This is a genomic window from Paraburkholderia sp. GAS206C (assembly GCF_050435645.1).
Classification (GTDB): Bacteria; Pseudomonadota; Gammaproteobacteria; order Burkholderiales; family Burkholderiaceae; genus Paraburkholderia; species Paraburkholderia phenazinium_B.
The window spans coordinates 145,375-166,734 of record NZ_JBNDKR010000015.1 but is presented as its reverse complement, the minus strand read 5'-3'; the positions used below and the strand labels follow the sequence as shown (position 1 = coordinate 166,734).

Sequence of the window (21,360 nt, the reverse complement as noted above, 5' to 3'; positions counted from 1 at the left end):
GACCCAGACACCCACCGTATAACCCGCAAAGCTGGTCCAACGGGTGGGTCAGAATTCAGTGCAAATCGCGGGTCAGGATTCCATGCAAATCAACATTTAGCCCTACGCTTTAAGCGGTGCCCGGCTCTGCTCGTTGTTCAGATGTACGAATTTGCTCAGGAGCCGCATCAGATCAAGCGCATCTTCTTCACCCATGCCTTCGAACAGGCTATCGCGTAGATCGTGAACCCGCGGCGTCAACTCGGCGAGCAGCGTCGTACCCTCAGGCGTCAATGCGAGGCTGCGCTGCCGTCTCGGCAGCATTTCCCTGACGATCCAACCTTTGCTTTCCAGGCGCGCGGCAATGTCGGCCGTCGTCGACGTGTCGAGGGCGACCTTCTGCGCGAGAGTTACCTGATCGAGCCCGGGATTCTCTGCGAGCATGCGCAGCACCGCGTACTGCACCGGCGTGATATCGCGACCGAGCTTTTCGTAAAACATCGCTACCGCGATCTGATTAGCGCGCCGGATCAAGTGGCCGGGCTCTTCATAAAGATGCAGGGGCGGACGCGATGCGTCAGCTGTGTTTCGTTTTTTCATGGCGAGGCGAGCAGGTAATGATTCGATGCGCCGCATGCGCGGCGTAGCGGCCCTTTCAGGGAAAACCAGTATACCGCCGTCCTTGCCGGGTTCCGGGACGCTCAGTACACTCAGTCACATTCAGTGTACTGAATGTTAGGATCGCTGTGTACGGTTCGCATTATTTGAATCGAACCGTTCCGACATCAGGAGGAGACAAAGGCGATGTTTCTGAAGAATGCGTGGTACGTGGCGTGCACCCCGGACGAGATCGATGGCAAGCCGTTAGGTCGCAGGATCTGCGGCGAATCAATGGTGTTTTACCGTGGCGAAGCGGGCGAGGTGATCGCGCTCGAAGACTTCTGTCCGCATCGCGGCGCACCGCTCTCGCTCGGCTTTGTGCGCGACGGCAAGCTGGTCTGCGGCTACCACGGGCTGGAGATGGGCTGCGACGGCAAGGCGTCGGCAATGCCCGGACAAAGAGTGGGCGGCTTTCCGTCGATCAGGCGCTATGCGGCACTCGAACGGGACGGGTTCGTCTGGGTGTGGCCAGGCGATATTTCGCAGGCCGATCCCGCGCAGCTGCACCCGCTGCCGTGGGCGAGCGATCCTGGCTGGGCTTACGGCGGCGGCCTTTATCACATCGGCTGCGACTACCGGCTGATGATCGACAACCTGATGGATCTCACACACGAAACCTATGTGCACGCGAGCAGCATCGGCCAGAAGGAGATTGACGAGGCGCCGCCGAAGACCGCGAGCCGCGGCGACGAGGTCGTGACGAGCCGCTTCATGCACAACATCGCGGCGCCACCGTTCTGGCAGATGGCGCTGCGCGGCAATGGCCTCGCCGACGATGTGCCGGTGGATCGCTGGCAGATCTGCCGCTTCACGCCGCCCAGTCACGTGATGATCGAAGTGGGTGTCGCGCACGCGGAGCATGGCGGGTACGACGCACCTGCGGAACATAAGGCGTCTTCGATCGTCGTCGATTTCATCACGCCCGAGACGGAAACGTCAATCTGGTATTTCTGGGGCATGGCGCGCAATTTCCGGCCGGACGACGTGGACCTGACCGCGCAAATCCGCGAAGGTCAAGGAAAAATCTTTGCCGAGGATCTGCAGATGCTCGAGCGTCAGCAGCAAAACCTGCTGGCGTGGCCGGAGCGTTCGCTGCTGAAGCTCAATATCGATGCGGGCGGGGTGTTGTCCCGCAAGATCATCGACCGTCTGCTGGCCGAAGAGCGATCGCAACAGGTAGCGCACGAGGGCATGCCGGTTGTGCCGATCAAGCCGGTCGTGTCGACGAAGGAGGCTTCGTGAACGACGCCACGTTGACGGTCGAAGTGGTGCGCAAGTGGGATGAGGCGCACGGCATCTGCGGTTTCGAACTGCGTCGCCCGGATCGCGCGCCGCTACCCGGCTTCGACGCGGGCGCGCATGTCGACGTGCATCTTCCAGGTGGGCTCATTCGCCGGTATTCGCTATGCGGCAATCCGGCTCGCAACGACTGCTACGAAATTGCGGTGCTGCGCGATGCGAACGGACGGGGCGGTTCGATGGCGATGCACGATCAGGTGCGACAGGGTGACTTGATCCGGATCGGCGCGCCGCGCAACCATTTTCCGGTGGACGCGCAGGCAGCCCGCCATCTGCTGCTCGCGGGCGGTATCGGCGTGACGCCGATCCTCGCGATGGCCGAGCATCTCGCCGCGCAGAATGCGCCATTCGACATGCACTATTGCGCGCGTTCACGCGAGCGGGCGGCGTTCGTCGAGCGGCTGGCGGCCTCCGCATTTCAAGAACGCGTGCAGATTCATTTCGACGATGCGGCTGCGCATCAAGCGTTCGATATCGCCGCGGTGATCGCGGCGGCGACCGCGCACACGCATCTCTACGTGTGCGGTCCACGCGGTTTCATGGAGTCGGTGCTGGCCGAAGCGCGGTCGCAAGGCTGGGCCGATCATCGACTGCATCATGAGTTCTTCGCGAGTGTGGCTGCGAATGCAGATGCGCGTGAAGAGAGCAGCTTTACGGTGCGCATCGCAAGCAGCGGCGTGTCGGTCGAAGTGCCAGCCGGGTGTACGGTCGTCGAGTCGCTCGCGCAACACGGCGTGGACGTGCTGACGTCGTGCGGACAAGGTGTGTGTGGCACCTGCGTGACGCGCGTGCTGGCAGGCGAGCCCGATCACCGGGACAGCTACCTGACCGACGAGGAGAAGGCCGCCGGCGAGTACTTCCTGCCGTGCTGCTCGCGTTCACGCTCGCCCGTCCTCGTGCTCGATCTCTAGCCGTTTCCGCGCCAAGTCGCGCATGCTGAAATTTTGCTTGAAAAAATAGTTATACGATGTAACTATTATGGTGTAAAACAATTAAACGGCACTCGACCGGAACCAAGGAGACAAGCTCAATGAATCTGCATGGCAAGACCCTGATCGTCACTGGCGTTGCGTCCGGAATCGGCGCGGAAACCGCCCGCCTCGCGCGGTTTCATGGCGCCCGTGTGATCGGCGTGGACCGTCAGCCAGTCAACATGACCCTCGATGCGTTCCACCAGGCGGACCTGGGCGATCCGGACGCGATCGACGCGCTGGTCGAACGCCTGCCCGCTCGCATCGACGCATTGGCGAATATCGCCGGAGTGCCGGGCACCGCGCCGGTCGACGTCGTCGCGCGCGTGAACTATCTGGGGCTGCGCCATCTGTGCGAGGCGCTGCTGCCGCGTCTCGCGCCGGGCGGCAACGTGATCAACGTCGCGTCGATCCTCGGCGCCGAATGGCCGCAACGGCTGGCCCTGCATCGGGAGCTGGCCGGGACGGACGGCTTCGATGCCGGCTCGCGCTGGCTCGCCGGGCATCCCGTGCCCCAGGCCACCTGTTACCAGTATTTCAAGGAAGCGCTGATCGTGTGGAGCGCGCGCCGTTCGCAGGACTGGTTCGCGAAGCATTCGGTGCGCGTCAACAGCGTCGCGCCGGGTCCCGTCTTTACGCCGATTCTGGGCGATTTCGTCACGATGCTCGGTCCCGAGCGCGTGGAGGCCGATGCCGCCAGAATGAAACGCCCCGCGTACGCCGACGAAGTCGCCGAAGCTATCGTGTTTCTGGCCTCCGACGCCGCGCGCTGGATCAACGGCGTCAATCTGCCCGTCGACGGCGGTCTGGCCGCCACGGCTATCTGAACAGAGCAGGTTCAACACCAACTGGAGACATTCGTCATGAGCAATCCGTCAGGCCTCTCGCTTGCCAACGCCGATACATGGCGCGGCGCGATCTTCAACGGCGACTGGGTCCGCGTGCCGGGCACGCTGGACGTCATCGAGCCGGCTTCCGGTCGGCCGCTGCATCAGGTCGGCAAGGCCACGCAGGAGGACGTCACGGCTGCGGTGCGCGCGGCGCGCGCGGCACAGTGCGCGTGGGCCGCCACGCCACCGCGCGAACGTGCTGCCGTGTTTCATCGCGCGGCAGCGCTGCTTCAGGAGCACGCTCAGGCTGCAGCAGCGCTGATTGCGCGCGAGACCGGCGCCATCCTCCCTAAGGGCGAGCATGAGGTGCGTGAAGCGATCGTGCTGCTGCAGCGTGCCGCGGCCATGCCGCTGGAAGCGACCGGCCGCGTGCTGCCGAGCGTCCCTGGCAGGCTCAGCATCGCGCGCCAGTTGCCGCTGGGCGTGATCGGCGTGATTTCGCCGTTCAACTTCCCACTGGTGCTGTCTCTGCGCTCGGTGGCGCCCGCGCTGGCTGTCGGCAACGCGGTGGTGATCAAGCCTGATCCGCGCACGCCGTATGCCGGCGGCTTCGTGATTGCCGAAGTGCTGGCGGCCGCGGGCCTGCCGAAGGGCCTGCTGCATGTGCTGCCCGGTGGCGCGGACGTCGGGCAGGCGCTGGTCGAGGCACCCGGCGTGCCGATGCTCGCGTTTACCGGTTCGACGGCCGCCGGCCGCAAAATCGGCGAACTGGCGGGCCGGCATCTGAAGAAGGTCTCGCTGGAACTGGGCGGCAAGAATTCTCTGATCGTCCTCGACGATGCCGACCTCGACCGCGCGGTCTCCGCGATCGCATTCGGCGCGTGGTTCCACCAGGGACAGATCTGCATGGCGACCGGCCGCGTGCTGGTGCAGCGCGGCATCGCTGCAGAACTCACGCGGCGTCTCGCCGACAAGGCGCGTCACCTGCCGGTGGGCGACCCAGCCGTCGCACAGGTGGCGCTCGGGCCCATCATCGACCAGCGGCAGTTGCAGAATGTGGTCGACATCGTTGGCGCATCGGTGGCGGCCGGCGCGGTAGTCGAGGCGGGTGCGACGCACGAGGGACTGTTCTACGCGCCCACGGTGCTGTCCAACGTAAAGCCGGGCATGCGCGCATTCGATGAGGAAATCTTCGGGCCCGTCGCCAGCGTAATTCCGTTCGATACCGACGATGAAGCCGTGGAGCTCGCCAACCACACCGAATACGGCCTGTCCGCCGGCGTGATCTCGGCATCCGTCGGACGCGCGATGGCACTGGGCGAGCGTCTGCACACGGGCCTTCTGCATATCAACGACCAGACCGTGGCCGACGAGGTGATCAACCCGTTTGGCGGCACGGGCGCCTCGGGCAACAGCACCAGCGTGGGCGGTCCCGCGGACTGGGAGCAGTACACCCACTGGCAGTGGGTCACGGTGAAGGACGCCGTGCCGCAGTATCCATTCTAGGCAGCAGCGGGGCGTCTGTAGGGTATTGCAGTCCGGCGCCCCGATCTATCATTTCTCTTCGAACAAGGTGTCGGCAATGAGCAGTCAGGCAGAAGAACAGACCGTCGTTTTCAGCATCGAGAACGGCATCGCGTGGGTAAAATTCAATCGCCCGGAAAAGCGCAACGCGATGAGCCCGGCGCTGAACCGTCGCATGATGGAAGTGCTCGACGAGCTGGAATTCCATCCAGACGCGGGTGTGCTGGTGCTGACGGGAGAAGGGCCCGCGTGGACGGCCGGCATGGATCTGCAGGAATACTTCCGTGATACGGAGGCCGATGGTCTCGCAGGCACGCGCAAGGCGCAGCGTGAGAGCTACGGCTGGTGGCGGCGTTTGCGCTGGTACCAGAAGCCCACCATCGCGATGATCAACGGCTGGTGTTTCGGCGGCGGCTATGGCCCGCTGTTCGCCTGCGATCTCGCGTTCTGCGCCGAGGACGCGCACTTCGGCCTGTCGGAGATCAACTGGGGCATCTTGCCGGGCGGTGGTGCGTCGAAGGTCGCAGCGGAGCTGCTGTCGTTTCGTCGCGCGATGTATCACGCGATGCTCGGCGAGCGTATCGATGGTCGCAAGGCCGAGGAGTGGGGGCTCGTCAACGAGGCCGTGCCTGCCGCGCAATTGCGTGCGCGCGTCGTCGAGGTGGCGCAGGCGCTGCTGAAAAAGAATCCGGTTGCGCTGAAGGCTACCAAGGACGCGGTCCGCCGGGTGCGCGAGATGACCTACGACAACGCGGAAGACTTTCTCGTGCGTGCCCAGGAAGCGGCCAACAGCTACGACGACGACGGCCGCAAGGAAGGTCTGCGACAATTCCTCGACGACAAGACCTATAAGCCCGGTCTTGGCACGTACGATCTGACACGCCAGCGTACCTGAGCCCGGGAGCCCGCCGACATGAACCCGAGTCAATCCGACGTGCGCTCCGCAGTGAGCGCGCAGGCTGTGGGACGTCTGCTGCGGCCCGAGTCGATCGCCATCGTCGGTGCTTCGCCGACGCCCGGCGCGCTCGGCGCTTCGGTGCTGGCCAATCTCGAGCGCAACGACTACCGGGGCCGCATCTACCTCGTCAATCCGAAGCGCGACGAAATCGACGGCCGGCCGTGCGTGAATTCGATTGACCAGTTGCCCGATGGCATTGACGTCGCCGTGCTGGCAATTCCGCAACCCGCAGTGCTCGATGCCGTGCGCGCGCTTGCGGCACGCAAGGTCGGGGCGGTCGTGATCTTTTCGGCGGGTTTCGCCGAAGCAGGGCAGCAAGGCATCGCGCAGCAGCGCGAGATTGCGCGCATCGCTGCGCAAGCGGGCATGCTCGTCGAAGGGCCCAACTGCCTTGGCTGCATCAACTATCTCGATCGCGTGCCGCTGACGTTCATCGAAACGACAGTGAGCGACGCGCAGGCGCAGCGCAACCGCGAGCATCCGGCGATTGGTATTCTGTCGCAGAGCGGCGCGATGATGGCAGTGCTCAACACGACGCTGGCAAGCCGCAATTTGCCGCTGTCGTACGCAGTGTCGACGGGAAACGAGGCGGCTAGCCACCTGGAAGATTATCTGGCATTCCTGCTCGATGATCCCGGCACGCGCGTCATCGCGCTGATCGCCGAGCAGTTCCGTCAACCGGGCCGGCTGCTCGCGGCGGCGCGTCGGGCACGCGAGGCGGGCAAGCTGCTGGTGTTACTGCATCCGGGCAGGAGCGCCGCCGCGCGCGAATCGGCGGCCACGCACACCGGCGCCATGGCCGGCGACCATGCGTTGATGCGCACGAAGGTCGAACGCGCGGGCATCGTGCTCGCCCACACGCTGGAAGAACTCGGCGACATCGCGGAGATCGGGCTGCGCTGCGCGCAGCTGCCCGCGCGCGGCACCGCGATCGTTGGCGAGTCTGGGGCATTCAAGGCGCTGTGTCTGGATCTCTGCGAGGAGCTCGATCTCGAGCTGCCCGCGCTTCACGATGACGATGCACCCGCGCTCCGCTCCGTGATGCCGGCGTTCGTGGCGGTGGCCAATCCGCTCGACCTGACCGCGCAGGGGCTGGTCGATCCTGAGCTTTACTACCGTACGCTGTCTGCGCTATTCGACGACGACCGCTTCTCGGCGATCGTGATCGGTCTCATCCAGACCGACTCGGTGACGTGCGCTATCAAGATGCCGCCGGTGTTGCGCGCGGTGCGCGAACTGCGGCCGCAGAAACTGGTGATCTGTGCCGGCCTGGACGAAGGCGCGCTCGTGCCTGCCGACTACATCGCGCAGATGCGCGAGGTGGGCATTCCGTACTTCCCGAGCACGGAGCGCGCGCTGCGCGCGGTCGCCCGTCTGTCGGAACTCGGAACCCGCGACTTCGCGCAGGCCGTCTTTGAGCCCATCACGCCCGGCATGGCGCTGCCCAACGGCGTCGTGCCTGAATACCGGGCCAAGCAACTGCTTGCGCCGCTAGGTGTGCCGTTCGCACGCGGCGAGCTTGCCACCGATCTCGACACCGCGCTGACGATCGCGCGGCGGCTCGGCTACCCGGTCGCGCTCAAGGTGCAGGCGGCCGCGTTGAGCCACAAGAGCGACGTAGGCGGCGTGATCCTCGGCACGAGCGGGGACGATGCGCTCAGACTGGCGTGGGCGCAGCTTCACGACAACGTGCGGCAACGCGCTCCCGGAGTCGCGCTCGATGGCGTGTTGATCGAACGGATGGGGGAGCGTGGGCTGGAGATGATCGTCGGGGCGCGCCACGATCCGCAGTGGGGGCCGGTGATTCTGATCGGATTCGGTGGCGTCGCTGCCGAGGTTACGCGCGACATTCGCCTGTTGCCGCACGATCTGACCAGAGAGGCGGTGGTGCGCGAGATCGGCAAGCTGAAGAGTGCGCCGCTGCTGCATGGTTATCGCGGTGCGCCCGCGCTGGATGTCGAAGCGCTCGCGGAGGTGGTCGTGCATCTGGGGGCCCTGCTGCAAACGACAGCGGATATTCGCGAGATCGACCTGAATCCGGTGGTCGTCTATCCGCGTGGGCAGGGCGTGCTGGCGCTCGATGCGTTGATGCTGGTCGCAGCAGACCCGATCGCTACCTGAACGCGATGTGCCGGTGGGGAACGCGGTGTCGTTCCCCACCGGCGCGCGCTAGTCCTGGAAAATTTTCGACAGCAGCAGTCTCAACTGATCCCGCTCATCGCTCGACAGCCGGTGCACGGCCGCTTCGTCGGCCTTGCGCGCGGCCTTCACTGCCTGAGTGTGGAGCTTCGTGCCTTGCGGCGTGAGCGAGACGAGCTGGATGCGTTTGTCGCCGGTGCTGCGTTGACGCGCCAGCAGCCCGGCAGATTCGAGGCGGTCGAGCAACGTGGCGAGGTTGGGCGGCGCGATGGCAAGCGCCTCGGCAAGAGACTTCTGATTGATGCCCGGATTGCGCCGCAGGGTGGATAGCACCGCGAAATCGGCCTGACGCACCTCGAGCTTTTCCATCTGCATGTCGAAGTGCGCCTGGATCACCAGATATGCGCGCCGCACGTTGTAACCGAGAAGATCCAGCAGTTCCGACTGGTCGACCTGACCGACGAGATCGTCGTTGATGTTATCGGCGGTGGGTTTGGTCGACATAGGCGTGGAACATGGGTGTGGACATGGCAAAACAGGCTCGATGGATCATAGCATGCGACTACCTCGAATTCAGCGTTTTCCCCTAACCCGGGATTCTTGCGTTTTTTGATAAACAACTTATCATCTATAACAAATATAGAACATAAACAAATTCCGAGAACCTGGACAGGAGACACCCTCATGCATTCTGCTTCACCTGAACATGTGAAAACGGGTCAGAAACATGATTCGGTATACGAAATAAAGACACTCGTTTTGCTCGGCCTCGGTTTCGGCCTGGTCGGACTGGACCGCTGGATCGTCGCGCCGCTGTTTCCGCACATGATGCGCGATCTCAATCTGAACTTCCAGCAACTGGGTAGCCTCATTGGGATTCTGAGTGTCGCGTGGGGCGTCTGGGCGATCGCGATGGGGCCCGTGTCCGATCGCATCGGTCGCAAGCGCATTCTGGTCACGACGATGGTCGCGTTTTCATTGCTCTCGAGCCTGTCGGGTCTCGCAAGCGGCTTCGCTAGCCTGATGCTGATCCGCGCAGTGATGGGCATTGCGGAAGGGGCGTTCACGCCGGCCAGTGTCGCGGCTACTGGCGAGGCGTCACTGCCGTCGCGGCGCGGCTTCAATCTGGGGCTGCAGCTCAGCATGTTCTCGCTGCTGGGTCTTGGCGTCGCGCCGATCCTAGCGACGCAACTGCTGCGGGTTGTGCCGTCCTGGCACTGGGTCTTCACGATTTCCGCGGTGCCGGGATTGATTGTCGCGATCCTCATCGCTCGCACGCTGAAGGACCAGCCGCGCAACGAACTGATGCCCACGCAGGTCAGTTCCGCCCGCCCCCGCTGGACCACGCTGTTCAGACGCCGCAATGTCTGGCTCGCCACGCTCGCGATCCTGTGCGCGATGGCGGGCATCTTCGTGGTCAGCGCGATGGTACCGACCTATCTCGTCGAAGTGCTGCATCTCGACACACAGAAGATGGGCTTCGTCGTGTCGGCGATCGGCTTCGGTGGCTTCGTCGGCTCGTTTGGCGTGGCCGGGGTGTCGGATTTCATCGGTCGGCGCAACGCGGCGATCATCGCGTTCGTGTGTGCGGCGGTGCTGCTGTATCTGTTCGCACAGACCGGCGCCAATCCGCAAACGCTCTTCATCCTGCTGTTCGGCGTCTCCGTGTTCGCGCTTGGCCTGCTCGGTCTCCTAAGCGGCCCGATCGCGACCGAAGCGGCGCCGATCGGACTCGTCGCTTCGTCGGTGGGCTTCGTGTCGGGCGCGGGTGAAATCTTCGGCGGCGGACTTGCACCGGCGATCGCCGGATTCGTCGCACAACATTTCGGCCTGCCGTCCACGCTGACCTTTGCGCTTGGCGGCCTCGTCGTGGGCGCCGTGGTGTCGCTGTTCCTCGTCGAAACGTCGCCACGCAGACGCAGCGACGTGGCTCCGGGCGCCACGCTCGGCGTGCCGAAAGACATCGCCTGACGCGTCACCGCGTATCCCTCGCTACCCACGCATTCATGCAATCCGCGACACCTCGTCGCGAACCATAACAATTCGATTCAGGAGACAGTCAATGAAAACCAGAGCCCTTTGCGCGACGGCTACGCTGCTGTTCGCGTGTCATGCGTACGCGCAAAGCAACGTTACGCTCAGCGGCCTGCTCGATGCCGGCGTGTCCTATGTCAGCAACGAAGGCGGCGGCCACGTGCTGAAGTTCGACGACGGCGTTGCCGTGCCGAACCTGCTGAAGTTCACCGGTAAGGAAGATCTGGGCGGCGGCACGCATGCCATCTTGGTGCTGACAAACCAGTTCGAGATGGGCACGGGATCGTTCATGCCGGGCGGCAGCCTGTTCAGCCGCGAGGCATTTGTCGGTCTCGACGACGAGCGCTACGGCCGGCTCACCTTCGGCAACCAGTATGACTTCATGACCGATTCGCTGTTCTTCGGGCTGGACGACGCGGCGATCTATACGCAGGGCATCTATGACTTCCGCAATGGGCCGTTCGCGAAGCTCGCGTTGCCAGACAATCCCACGGGCGCATTCGACTGGGACCGCATGGCAGGCGTCGGCGTCAACAACTCGGTGAAGTATCAGAGCATGAGCTATGGCGGCTTCTCCGCGGGTGCGATGTATGGCTTCGGCGGCGTCGCAGGTTCGTTCGGTTCGAACAGCGGCGTGAGCGCGGGGATCAACTACACGCACGGCGCATTCGGCGCGAACGCTGCGTACACGCAGGTGAAGACGGCGGTCTCGGGTGCACAGGACAGCGTGCGCAACTGGGGTGTCGGCGCGCACTACCGGATCGGCTCCGTTACTGCCACCGCGCTCTATACGGCAGTGCGTAACGAGCTGAACGGCGGCCAGGTCTGGCAGGCCGAACTGGGCGGCATGTGGCAGATCGCGCCGGAGTGGTCGCTGAGCGGCGCGTACATGTACATGAAGGGCAACGAGGTGGTCGACGACAACCACGCGCACCAGCTCACCGCGACGGTGAACTACCAGTTGTCGAAGCGTACCGGCGTCTACGTGGCAGCCCTCTATCAGCGCGCAAACCAGGGTGCGGCGGCGCAGATCAATGACGTGATGGTGACATCGAGCAGCGCGTCGCAGTTCATTGGGCGCATTGGCGTCCAGACGCGTTTCTGAGAGCTGGCAATTCCATCGGGGCGTTGCCAGAGAAAACGTCTGCAGGTTGCTTCATTCGCTCGCGCCCGACGTGCGCGAGCGGCTCGCTTCCATCGCTGCGAGTAGGGCGCCCGCGCTCGAATCGTTGCCGATCAAGCAACGATGTGACACGTACCGGCAGATCGGCGTGACGCTCGGCCGAGAACCGTTGGCTATACGCACTGTTCGCGAGGTGCAGGCGGATGGGCCTGCTGGACCGGTCCCGCCGTGTCTCTTTCTGCCCCAAGAAGGCGTGAGCTCTCCGTAAGCCGCGACCATGTACCCTCACGTGGGTGGCTGGCCGATGGGTGAAGTTCTACACCTCTGCCGGTGCTGTTCGACAGCACCGGCAGAACACCGATTTCTCGTCTCCGCGAGATGTTGCAAAATCGGCGCATCCCAGCGGGTGCCGCCGTCGATATCGACGTTGGCTCCATAGATATCGCGCAAACTTGTTGGCGCCGAAGCGTCAAACATGGAGCACTTCGTAATGGTCGGGCGTGATGCAAAGGTTGCCCAAAAGTTCAGGTCACCGCAAAAAAGCACACTGATGCGACGCGGGAGTCGTTCTGCAGTACGACCAGGAGCATCTTGAGGTCAGATTCGGAGGTCTCACAGACAAGCCGTTCGATGCCGCGGGGTTTCCAGTTGCCGAGATTGCGCGCGACGATTTCGAGAGCATGGGCAACTCATGCTGCCGCGAATCGCCACCCGAGAGGGAGCGCGCTTGGGGTCAACTGGCTCTCGGGCTTCGACTTTGAAATCAAGGTGATCCCTCCTATCCCAAACGGGAAACGATTGATCGGGTTTGAGGGCGCGCGGATCGGCAACTATCAAAGCCTACTGCCCCGCAACGCCCTTTAACGCCGGCGTCAACTTTCTGGCGTCGCAGTTCCACGCCGCGGTAGTAGCACCAAGTCGGCCGCTTCCTCAGTGTCTTTGAGGAGCGTCTTACGCGACGTGCCCATCTGTGCACGCATCGTCAGACCGCGGCCAAGGTCGAGGACCTGGCTCGCGCGCGCGGCTACGGGAAAGTCAGACCGGACTTCTCCCGCGCTGATCGCGTCGCAGAAACGGCGTTCCACAAGCGCCGCAGCGGCAGCTACGGCGTCCAACACGAACTGCCGGACCTCAGCATCGTCCACGAGCGGCGCAACGCACACCAGAAGACACCCCGGGGCTGATCCTTCCTCGGTCGCAGTTTCTACAGCGTTCCTCAGGAAGCCGGCGAGCGAGTCGCGAAGAGTCGGCGGCGAGAAGAGCGCCTTCGCAGCGAGAGCGCCTTTCGTCTCTGCGTACGACCGAAGGACACGCAAGAATAACGTCCGCTTATCCCCGAAGACGATATAACTGGACGTAACAGCGAGATGAAGATGCTCCTCGGACCGTATCGCTTCCGGGCTTCCCTGCACCGATGTAACAGCGAAGCAGGCTCCGCCTCAAGAGCATCAGCAATACGTTCGATGTTGTAGATCGTCACGTTCTTCTCGCCCCGCTCCAACATCCGGACGTAAGTACGATGCACGCTGGCCCGCTCTGCAAGCGCCTCTTGGGAGAAGCCCAGTTCAATGTGTCTTCGCCGAACATTGCCGGCGAAGACGGAACCCAGGCGGCATTGTGAGGAGGCGACGGGTTCAGGTTCACGTACGGCCGGAGGGAGATGCGAGTTCCCCTCGATGTCCGTCCTACGTTCTACGGACATAAGGGTCAGTTGCTACAGGCGGGTCTGCTCAAGCGATGCAGCTTGCTGCTCCGTGCGAGAGAATAAGTCCAGGATACTGGCCACGATCTCTCCGGTGGCACGGACGACAGACTCGGTGGATTGGCGGACAGCCACCATCGATTCTTCGATCCGTGTGAGCAACCGATCGAACGCAGACGCGGCTCGCGTGAACTCGCCTACGCAGGGTGCGACGTTACCGAGCGTGCAAGTTGGCCCGATCTAAAAAAGCGGCGCTGCTTGATTAAGGTCGCGAAGCCGTCGTGAGAGCGTCGCTTGAAGATCTTGTTGCCTATTTTCGCGTAGGCGTCATCGTGCGCGCGAAGTTTGCTGGAGAGTTGCACGTTTCCGTTGGCCCTGAAGCCGGGGACGTTGCTTGATTGGAGTGGCTGGATGCTCTTTGCCTATCGACCACTAGCGGACGGAGCATTCGCGTTGACGGCACAGACGGCCACGATGTGACCAGGAGGGCATGTTGGCCGGAAGTAAAGTCCCGACTGCTCGACGCCGGTCACGAGCTCATCGCTACTCGTTAGTCACGAGTGCCTGGGCGGACACGCGTCCGGCGCCGCCGCAAACGGTCGCAAATCAGCGACTACCCGCACACAGCTTCCAGTGTCTTGCCGTCGTTCGACAGGGGCTGTCGACAGGGGCTTGTCAGGCGTGAAATTTTCGATTAGATTGCCAACTTGGCTAACCGCCACAGCCCAGCTCGGCTGAAGTGCCAAAACTTGAAGAGCGCAGTAATCCGCAACACAAGCAGCGTCAGGCCTCGAAGTGAGGTTCTGGTGTAAATGCCCGGCAACCAGGACAGAAGCAGCTATTTTTCTCACTTTTTAAGAGGTGCAATATGCAACCATCTTCGTTTAGTCGCGTCCATTTCCAGTCCCTGAAGAGTGATATCGTTGCCGCGACCAGCGAGCTTTTTCGTGTGCGCGATTCGCAACTCAATGAGGCTTTCGCCCGTGGCTTCGGCGTCAAAACGCATGCCGCGCTGATTGCCGCACTCGATGGCCATCACCCGCGGAAGCTGTTGAACGAGCCGGGTGCCGAGCTGCTTGACCACGCCGCTTTCGCCGCGCGTATGACCGAACTCGCGGATGACCGCACTGCCGAGTCGGTGACCGTCATGCTGGAAGGCGCTCGTATCGACGTGAAGATCGTCAAGCGTCCGCCGGCACGACAAAACCCGGGCCGCTACCTGGACATTGCATACGACGTGACGGTCGAGATTTCGGGCGTCTCGCCTGAGGTGCTTGAATCTTCGCCGGAGTTCCTGATACCGGAATTTTTCAAGCCGGACGGTACTGAGCTTTATCGCCTTGATTGCGACTGGTCGTTGCGCGTTGCAAGTGAATACGCGGTGACCCGCAAGAAAGAGGGTCAAGGGCTTCTCAATACCAAGGTTGTTGACGGTCGGTGGTCTGGCGGCCTGTATGTGTATTCGCTCGAGCACCAGGGGGACGATTCGCGCTGCCTGCGTTCAGTTAAAGCGGCTCTCGCGCGAGCGATCCTGCCGGCGCTGACATCGCGCGTACGCTGCTCGATTTTCCAGCCGCACCGCTATCAATACGGTGCCTGGCGCGTTCGCATCACAATCGGACCGGCGATCCAGAAGTTCCTCGGTGGTTCGCCTCTGGTGTTTGCGTTGCCAGTATTACCGAAGCGCAACGTGGTGATCGAAAAGGGTTACATGCGCGACATCAACGTTGGCGAGTTCCTGGATGGCGATTGGTACGCGGATGTTTACAGTAACGGTATCGCGGAGGATAAAAACCCGACGAGCATCGCGCAGGTCAAGGCGGCCCTGTTGCTGAGTGTCAACCAGGCTCTTCAGCGAGCTGGCTTCGCTGGCTAACCTCATTTTCCCGACTCGAAGTCGAGTCGGGCACCTCGAGGGTACTTGGACCGATAAAAAATCCGGAAACGCCAAAGCGGTCCGGGTCATTTTTTGATGCCAAGCGGCGATGTTCGATTTCAATGGCGGGAGCGAATTCCGCCGCTCCGGTTTCGGTCATAGAACCAAGAAGGGTCCAGACGGCCAGAAACCTAAGAGGGCGCAAGAGATGGCTAAGAATCTCGACGCCTTGATCCCCGCCGAGTATGCCGCACATATTTTTGGCCTTGTTATTGTTCTGTCGCGGACGTGAGACTGGAGCAGTCGCCGCGCCTGCTTGCGGGAAGATACGACTGCGGTTGTGCGGGAATATTCATTGCTGGCGCTTAAAGCGTTGGGCCTCGCCCTCGGTACGGGGGCTCGCAACAGGGGACCTTCGCAAGCTGGCCCTTTTTGCACGTGAGCGTTCACCCCTTATGTAGCAAGGTAAGTCGTGACTTTTTGTTCGCTGTTCAGTGCGCGTTTCCCGCGAAGCTTGCAAAAAGTCGATACTTTCCTGTGCAAAGGAAGATGGGTAGCCGGATGCAAACGCCTGCCCCATCTAGGGGTGAAAGTCGTAACTATTTTGTATCGTGATAGCGGGTTTGCGGAACGATCGAGTTTCGACCTCGCCGTGTTGGACAAAGCGACGATAGGTGTGCCATCCCGTATAATCTCACCACTCCCTGCTATCTCCTGGAACTCCTCACCATCCTGTAAGTCCTCACCTTGAAATCTCGCCGTGAGCGTCCGGTCCACAGCAAAGGAGATTGCGAGCAAGTGTGTGGTTGAGGAGAACGAATGCCTACACCGCCGTACTCCGCCTCGCCGAGCGCTGCGGTATCAACGCAATACACACCACGATAAAAGCCAGCAGAATCCCGGACGCATAGAGCCGGCTAATGTGAAGGCCACCCTCCGCTACTGGCTTATCGAGGAAGTCCCCCAACGTTGCGCCTAGCGGCCGTGTCAAGATAAACGCGGCCCAGAAGAGCGCGGTCCGGGACACACGCGTCCAGCAATATAAGCCCATCACGATGACCAGTCCCGCGCCGAAGAGCATGGCTCCGTATTCGTATCCGATACCGAGACCACCGCGGTCTTCACCTGCTACCCAGTCCCCAAGCGCCGTTCCGAGTGTCTGCGAGAACAGGATCGTGATCCAGTAAAACCACTCCGCCTTGCCCGTAACGATGCTCTCGACCGAGACTGTTCCCTCCGATCGATACCATATCGCCAGGCTGGCAATCAGCAATATCACGACGATTGTGGTGCCCCCTGGATAGCCGACCCCGAGCGATCGATCGGCGAAGTCCGCCATGGTCGTGCCGAGCGTCGTCGTAGCGACGATGGTCGCCCAGTACAGGAAGCGACGAAATTCCTGCGCCTTTACCTGCGCACAAACGAGGCCAATGAACAGGACGAGGAAGATTGCCGAGCCGATCAGGTAGCCAAGATTCAGGGACATCGACACCCAGTCGCCGCCGGTTTCTCCCAGCGTGGTGGCCGCGACCTTGATCACCCAGAAGCCCAAAGTCACTTCGGGAACCTTGCTGACAGTGTGCCTCGCAAAACTCACAGCGTCCGGTTTCATCGCGCATTCCTCCGTTGAACGTGGATGATATTGAACGAACGCTTAACGAAGGCTTAAGGCAGACCTAAGGCCAGATGCGCGACAATGACACCAGGATGACAACGCAGGGGGCGCGATGCGTCTGCTTCTGGTGGAAGACGACGAAATGATTGCGGAGACCGTGCTCGAATCGATGCGGCGCGAGGGCTATGCAATCGACTGGGCACAGGACGGACGGGCCGCCGAGCTATCGCTAGGTAACGACGTATATGACCTCGTCCTGCTTGACCTCGGTTTGCCCGGGAAAAACGGCATCGATTTACTCAGCAGCTATCGCAGACAAGGCGGTGAGGCGCCCGTCATCATCCTGACCGCGCGCGACGCGGTGACCGACCGGATTCGCGGTCTGGACGCAGGCGCAGACGACTACCTGATCAAGCCTTTCGATCTTGACGAACTGGCAGCGCGAGCACGCGCGTTGCTGCGCCGGCGCACCGGACAGAAGCAACCGATCTATGCGCACGGTGATCTAACTCTCGACCCCGCCGCTCATGAAGTGAGGAAAAGCGGCGCTCCAGTGACGCTGGTGCCGCGCGAATTCGGCTTGCTGCAGGCGCTGATCGAAGAGCCTGCACGCGTCTTCACTAGGGCGGAACTTGAGGACAAGCTCTATGGATGGGGCGACGAAGTGGGCAGCAACACGATCGAAGTCCACGTGCACAGCCTGCGGCGCAAGATTGGCACAGAGCAGATCGTGACGGTGCGCGGCGTCGGCTATCGGCTGAAGAGGCTCGGATGAAGTCGATCCGCCGTTGGCTGCTCGGCTGGCTCATCTGCGGTCTCGCCACTGCTTCCGGGATTGCCGCATTGGCGATCTTTCATACGGCCCGCGACGAGGCCGGCGAACTGTTCGACTATGAACTGCGTACCGTCGCGTTGTCGCTGCCCGCGAATGTTGAAGCGGCGGAGACGGTCGAGAGGGAAGGCGAAGAGGCCGCAGGCATTTCGGACGACCGTATTCTCATCGAGATATGGGACAAGGACGGTAGGCTTGTCTATCACTCGCGAGAGTCGGCTGTCCTGACGCGTCTGCCGGCCGGTATTCGCACCATTGACCGCAGCGAAGGTCAATGGCGTGTATTCGGGCTGCAACAGGCCGATCGCTTCATCCAGGTCGCGCAACCGGTCTCCGTTCGGGAAGCGCTGGCATTGCAACTTGCGCTGCACACGTTGTGGCCGCTGGGCGTGTTCGTGCCCGTGACGATCCTGTTGGTGCTGTTCGTCGTCGCGTGGGGCCTTGCGCCAATCGGCGGACTGTCGCGTCTTCTCGCAACGCGTTCGCTGGATTCACTCGAACCGCTGCGCCTCGACGGCAGGGTACCCGTGGAAGTCCGGCCGCTAGTCGAGGCATTGAACGACTTGCTACTCCGCCTGAACGTTGCGGCGGAGGCGCGGCGCGCGTTTATCGCTGATGCTGCCCACGAGCTTCGCTCCCCGCTTGCTGCGCTGAAACTGCAGTTGCAGGCGGCTTCGAACAACGGCACGTTGAAGGACGATGGCCAGACGCTCGAGCGAATCGATAGGCGACTCAATCGTATGATCCGGCTCGTGCAGCAATTGCTGACGCTCGCACGCGAGGACGCGCAGTCTACCAGCGTTGGCGCATCCGTCAGTTTGCGCAGACTTGGAGAACAGGCGGTCAGCGATTTCTCGCTGCTCGCCGACGAAAAGCAGATTGACCTGGGCCTCGAGTTCCGGCAACCGGTCACGCGAGAGGATGCGTGCAACGTGCTGACTGATCCGCACGCGTTGGGTGTACTGCTGAATAACCTGATCGACAATGCGATCCGCTACACGCCTCAAGGGGGCAAGGTCGACGTTGTGCTCACGCGCACGTCAGAGCGCCTCGGCCTTGAAGTGGTGGACAACGGCCCCGGCATTCCGGAGCAGGACCTGGGGCGGGTGCTTGACCGCTTCTATCGTGGCGAGCATGCCAAGGGCACGGGCAGCGGACTGGGACTCGCCATTGCCGCCCGCATTGCGCAACGGCAACAGCTGACCCTCTCATTGCGCAACAACGTTGGGGCCGGAGGCCTGACAGTTTCGGTAAGCGGATTTATGCGCGTGGCTGAGCGCGAAATGACAACTCCGTCATGAACGCGTCACCTCGGCGCAAACCGCGGCGCCCGAGAATGGGTTCGTAGCCTCGCTGCTACGTGAAACGGGCCGGGAGCGATACAAGCGCGAACCGGCACAACCCACCTCAGGAGCCTTCCATGAAACTTACCCGATATGCCGCACTTGCCGCAGTCGTTGTGTCGCTGATCCTTTTCGGTCAATCAGCGTTCGCGCAGAGTACGTATGCCACCGGCGCCACGACCCCACCGGCGGCCTCAGTCAACACTGGCAAGACGCGCGCCGAGGTCCGCGCGGAGCTGATCCAGGCCGAACAGCAAGGAACGATGCCCGTGTCGAAGACCAACTATCCGCCGACGCCGCATGAGATCGCGCAAAATCGCGCCGAATATCAGGCCCGTCATCTGGATAATCGCGTCAACATGGCGGTTAACTGACCCAGAATGCGCGCAACGCTCACTCACTGCCGCGGGAAGTGCAAATGGAACTGCGTGGCCGCCGCGTCGCTTTCGACAGTGGCGCTGCCGCCGTGCAGTTCCATGATGGTCCGCACGATTGCAAGTCCTAGTCCGGTCGAGCCGGATGAATTGCTGCGCGATCCGTCGACGCGGTAGAAGCGGTCGAACAGCCGTCCAAGATGTTCCGAAGGAATCGGTGTGCCGGGATTGGCGACCGTGACCATCATCCCCTCCGGGGTCTCCCTTGTGGAAAGCGTTAAAGTATCGCCGCGCGGCGTGTAACGCAGTGCGTTCGCCAGCAGATTGCTGACGGCGCGGCGGAACAGATCGACATCGGCATGCAACTGGCCGCTCGCCGTCACCTGAATCGAAATGCCGGCATCCTCCGCTATGCCTTCGAAATAGTCGGCCACTCGCAGCAGCTCGTCGCGCACCGGAAAATCCACGGCCGTCGTCACGTACTGCGGATTGTCGGCGCGAGCGAGAAACAGCACGTTTTCGACCATTCGCGATAGTCGTTCGCATTCCTCGATATTCGATACCAGCAACGCCTGATATTCGTCGGTCGAGCGCGGGCGCGCAAGCGCTACTTCGCTCGCACCGCGCATGTTGCCGAGCGGCGTGCGCAGATCGTGCGCGAGGTCGGCCGTGAACTGCGAGAGTCGCTGGAAGCCGAGTTCGAGGCGTGCGAGCATCGAATTCAGCGCATCGATCAGTGCCGCGAGTTCGCGCGGCACATTGCCGGAGGGCAGGCGCGTATGGAGTTTGCCCACCGTCACGTGGGTAGCGCTGCCGGCAATGTCACGCAGCGGGCGCAACGCGTTGCGTACCGCGACGTAACCGAGCACAACCGCGGCAAGGAGTGCGCACAGCGTCGTCAGGTAGACCGTGTTGCGGTAGCGGGCAAGTAACGCTTCGCGATCGCTCATTTCGCGTCCGACTACCGCATCGACCACCGAACCGTCGGCCAGCGCGATATCCGTGGCAACGCCGCGCATTGTCAGGCCATCGGGGGTATGCCATTCCTGCACGTCATGCTCGAGAATCCGGTTCAACGGTTTCACTTCCTTCAGATCGTCAATCGCAAAGTGCGAGGGATTACGTTCGAGCAGGACGCGACCACTCGAGTCCTGCATTCTGAGGAAGAAAGCCTGATTGCCGAGCACCAGGCTATCGAGCCGGGACTCATGCAGTTTGATGCCCTGCGGTGAATCCAGCTCGGCTGCAAGGCGCCGCAGATGCCGGGCCGTCAGCACCAGGTCGAAGTCGTCCTGGGCGCGAATCTGCTTTGCTAGCGCCTGATACAGCACACCACCGCCGACGCCGAAGACCAGCACGGTGATCAGCGCAAACCAGGCAGCCAGCCTCGCAGTCAACGAGAGCCGTTGCATCATGCGTCCTTCACTTCGAGCACGTAACCGACGCCGCGCACGGTATGCACCAGCTTGACCGGATAGTCATCGTCGATCTTCGAACGCAGGCGGCGGATCGCCACATCGACCACATTCGTGTCGCTATCGAAGTTCATGTCCCACACATATGAAGCGATTTGCGTGCGGCTTAATACTTCGCCGCTGCGCCGCGCAAGCAGATGCAGCAACGCAAACTCGCGCGGCGTCAGGTCGATGCGCTGGCCCGCACGTCGTACCTTGCGCTGGCTCGCGTTGATCTCGAGGTCGCCGATCGTCAGCGTGTCGCTCTCGCGAGCCTGGCCACGCCGTGCCAGCGTGCGTACCCGTGCGAGCAGCTCGACGAAGGCGAACGGTTTGATCAGATAGTCGTCGGCGCCTAGCTCAAGGCCACGCACGCGGTCTTCGATCTCGTCGCGCGCCGTCAGAAACAGAACCGGCGTGTCCTTGCGGCCGCGCAATTGCTGCAGCACCTGCCAGCCGTCCATGCCCGGCAACATCACATCGAGCACGATCACGTCATGAGACTCTTCCAGCGCGAGATGCAGGCCGTCGACACCGTTACGTGCCACGTCCACCACAAAGCCCGACTCCTCCAGGCCCTTCTTGAGGTAGTCGCCGGCCTTCGGTTCGTCTTCGATTACGAGGACTCTCATCGCAGTCGCCTTCCA

General features: G+C 62.3%; 19 protein-coding genes. 12 read left to right on the top strand and 7 right to left on the bottom strand.

The annotated features are described in order from the left end of the window. Positions 1-102: 102 nt before the first annotated feature. The gene (locus tag P3T20_RS34250) at positions 103-579 is read right to left on the bottom strand and encodes a MarR family winged helix-turn-helix transcriptional regulator (protein WP_074266763.1); all 477 of its coding nucleotides are present in this window, start codon (positions 577-579) and stop codon (positions 103-105) included. A 204-nt stretch (positions 580-783) separates the two neighbouring features. Here P3T20_RS34250 and P3T20_RS34245 point away from each other — a divergent pair, with 204 nt between their 5' ends. The 6 genes from P3T20_RS34245 (at position 784) to P3T20_RS34220 (ending at position 8,342) form a co-directional block, all read left to right on the top strand. Further along, positions 784-1,881, top strand: a complete 1,098-nt coding sequence (locus P3T20_RS34245) for an aromatic ring-hydroxylating oxygenase subunit alpha (protein WP_074266762.1) — start codon at positions 784-786, stop codon at positions 1,879-1,881. After that, positions 1,878-2,849, top strand: coding sequence for a PDR/VanB family oxidoreductase (locus P3T20_RS34240; protein ID WP_074266761.1), 972 nt, complete (start codon positions 1,878-1,880; stop codon positions 2,847-2,849). Before P3T20_RS34245 ends, P3T20_RS34240 begins: the two co-directional genes overlap by 4 nt. A 119-nt stretch (positions 2,850-2,968) precedes the next feature. Further along, positions 2,969-3,736 (top strand): coniferyl-alcohol dehydrogenase, encoded by a 768-nt coding sequence (locus P3T20_RS34235; RefSeq protein WP_074266760.1) that lies wholly within the window; start codon positions 2,969-2,971, stop codon positions 3,734-3,736. 36 nt (positions 3,737-3,772) lie between these two features. Then, complete coding sequence (locus tag P3T20_RS34230; RefSeq protein WP_429289192.1) at positions 3,773-5,245, top strand: benzaldehyde dehydrogenase; 1,473 nt, start codon at positions 3,773-3,775, stop codon at positions 5,243-5,245. A 76-nt stretch (positions 5,246-5,321) separates the two neighbouring features. Then, complete coding sequence (locus P3T20_RS34225) at positions 5,322-6,158, top strand: p-hydroxycinnamoyl CoA hydratase/lyase (RefSeq protein ID WP_090682947.1); 837 nt, start codon at positions 5,322-5,324, stop codon at positions 6,156-6,158. An 18-nt stretch (positions 6,159-6,176) separates the two neighbouring features. After that, positions 6,177-8,342 carry an acetate--CoA ligase family protein gene (locus P3T20_RS34220; RefSeq protein WP_074266758.1) on the top strand — a complete coding sequence of 722 codons (2,166 nt, stop codon included), beginning with the start codon at positions 6,177-6,179 and terminating at the stop codon, positions 8,340-8,342. Between the two features lie 48 nt (positions 8,343-8,390). On the opposite strand, the gene P3T20_RS34215 is transcribed toward P3T20_RS34220, so the two are convergent. Continuing rightward, positions 8,391-8,864 (bottom strand): MarR family winged helix-turn-helix transcriptional regulator, encoded by a 474-nt coding sequence (locus tag P3T20_RS34215; protein ID WP_074266757.1) that lies wholly within the window; start codon positions 8,862-8,864, stop codon positions 8,391-8,393. Positions 8,865-9,044: 180 nt separating this feature from the next. Between P3T20_RS34215 and P3T20_RS34210 the strand changes: the two genes are divergently transcribed. Beyond that, positions 9,045-10,331, top strand: coding sequence for an MFS transporter (locus tag P3T20_RS34210; RefSeq protein WP_074266756.1), 1,287 nt, complete (start codon positions 9,045-9,047; stop codon positions 10,329-10,331). A gap of 91 nt (positions 10,332-10,422) precedes the next feature. Further along, on the top strand, positions 10,423-11,499 hold the full coding sequence (locus tag P3T20_RS34205) for a porin (RefSeq protein ID WP_074266755.1): 1,077 nt from the start codon (positions 10,423-10,425) through the stop codon (positions 11,497-11,499). An 890-nt stretch (positions 11,500-12,389) separates the two neighbouring features. On the opposite strand, the gene P3T20_RS34200 is transcribed toward P3T20_RS34205, so the two are convergent. Next, positions 12,390-12,833, bottom strand: a complete 444-nt coding sequence (locus P3T20_RS34200) for a TetR family transcriptional regulator C-terminal domain-containing protein (protein ID WP_429289191.1) — start codon at positions 12,831-12,833, stop codon at positions 12,390-12,392. Continuing rightward, positions 12,734-13,219 carry a helix-turn-helix domain-containing protein gene (locus P3T20_RS34195; protein ID WP_217272830.1) on the bottom strand — a complete coding sequence of 162 codons (486 nt, stop codon included), beginning with the start codon at positions 13,217-13,219 and terminating at the stop codon, positions 12,734-12,736. Before P3T20_RS34195 ends, P3T20_RS34200 begins: the two co-directional genes overlap by 100 nt. A gap of 949 nt (positions 13,220-14,168) precedes the next feature. On the opposite strand from P3T20_RS34195, the gene P3T20_RS34190 reads away from it, so the two are divergent. After that, the gene (locus tag P3T20_RS34190; RefSeq protein ID WP_429289190.1) at positions 14,169-15,095 is read left to right on the top strand and encodes a hypothetical protein; all 927 of its coding nucleotides are present in this window, start codon (positions 14,169-14,171) and stop codon (positions 15,093-15,095) included. Between the two features lie 823 nt (positions 15,096-15,918). Here P3T20_RS34190 and P3T20_RS34185 read toward each other — a convergent pair. Next, positions 15,919-16,707 (bottom strand): COG4705 family protein, encoded by a 789-nt coding sequence (locus tag P3T20_RS34185; protein WP_429289189.1) that lies wholly within the window; start codon positions 16,705-16,707, stop codon positions 15,919-15,921. 115 nt (positions 16,708-16,822) lie between these two features. Here P3T20_RS34185 and P3T20_RS34180 point away from each other — a divergent pair, with 115 nt between their 5' ends. The 3 genes from P3T20_RS34180 to P3T20_RS34170 all read left to right on the top strand — a co-directional run bounded on the left by P3T20_RS34180 (position 16,823) and on the right by P3T20_RS34170 (position 19,259). Beyond that, the gene (locus P3T20_RS34180; RefSeq protein ID WP_429289188.1) at positions 16,823-17,485 is read left to right on the top strand and encodes a response regulator; all 663 of its coding nucleotides are present in this window, start codon (positions 16,823-16,825) and stop codon (positions 17,483-17,485) included. Continuing rightward, entirely contained in the window at positions 17,482-18,843 is a 1,362-nt protein-coding gene (locus tag P3T20_RS34175; protein WP_429289187.1) for an ATP-binding protein, read from the top strand. The genes P3T20_RS34180 and P3T20_RS34175 overlap by 4 nt, the downstream gene beginning before the upstream one ends. A 119-nt stretch (positions 18,844-18,962) precedes the next feature. After that, positions 18,963-19,259, top strand: coding sequence for a DUF4148 domain-containing protein (locus tag P3T20_RS34170; RefSeq protein WP_429289186.1), 297 nt, complete (start codon positions 18,963-18,965; stop codon positions 19,257-19,259). Between the two features lie 23 nt (positions 19,260-19,282). On the opposite strand, the gene P3T20_RS34165 is transcribed toward P3T20_RS34170, so the two are convergent. Together P3T20_RS34165 and P3T20_RS34160 are read right to left on the bottom strand one after the other, a co-directional pair. Then, entirely contained in the window at positions 19,283-20,671 is a 1,389-nt protein-coding gene (locus P3T20_RS34165) for a heavy metal sensor histidine kinase (protein ID WP_429289194.1), read from the bottom strand. Beyond that, complete coding sequence (locus P3T20_RS34160) at positions 20,671-21,345, bottom strand: heavy metal response regulator transcription factor (protein WP_074266746.1); 675 nt, start codon at positions 21,343-21,345, stop codon at positions 20,671-20,673. Before P3T20_RS34160 ends, P3T20_RS34165 begins: the two co-directional genes overlap by 1 nt. Positions 21,346-21,360 lie beyond the last annotated feature (15 nt).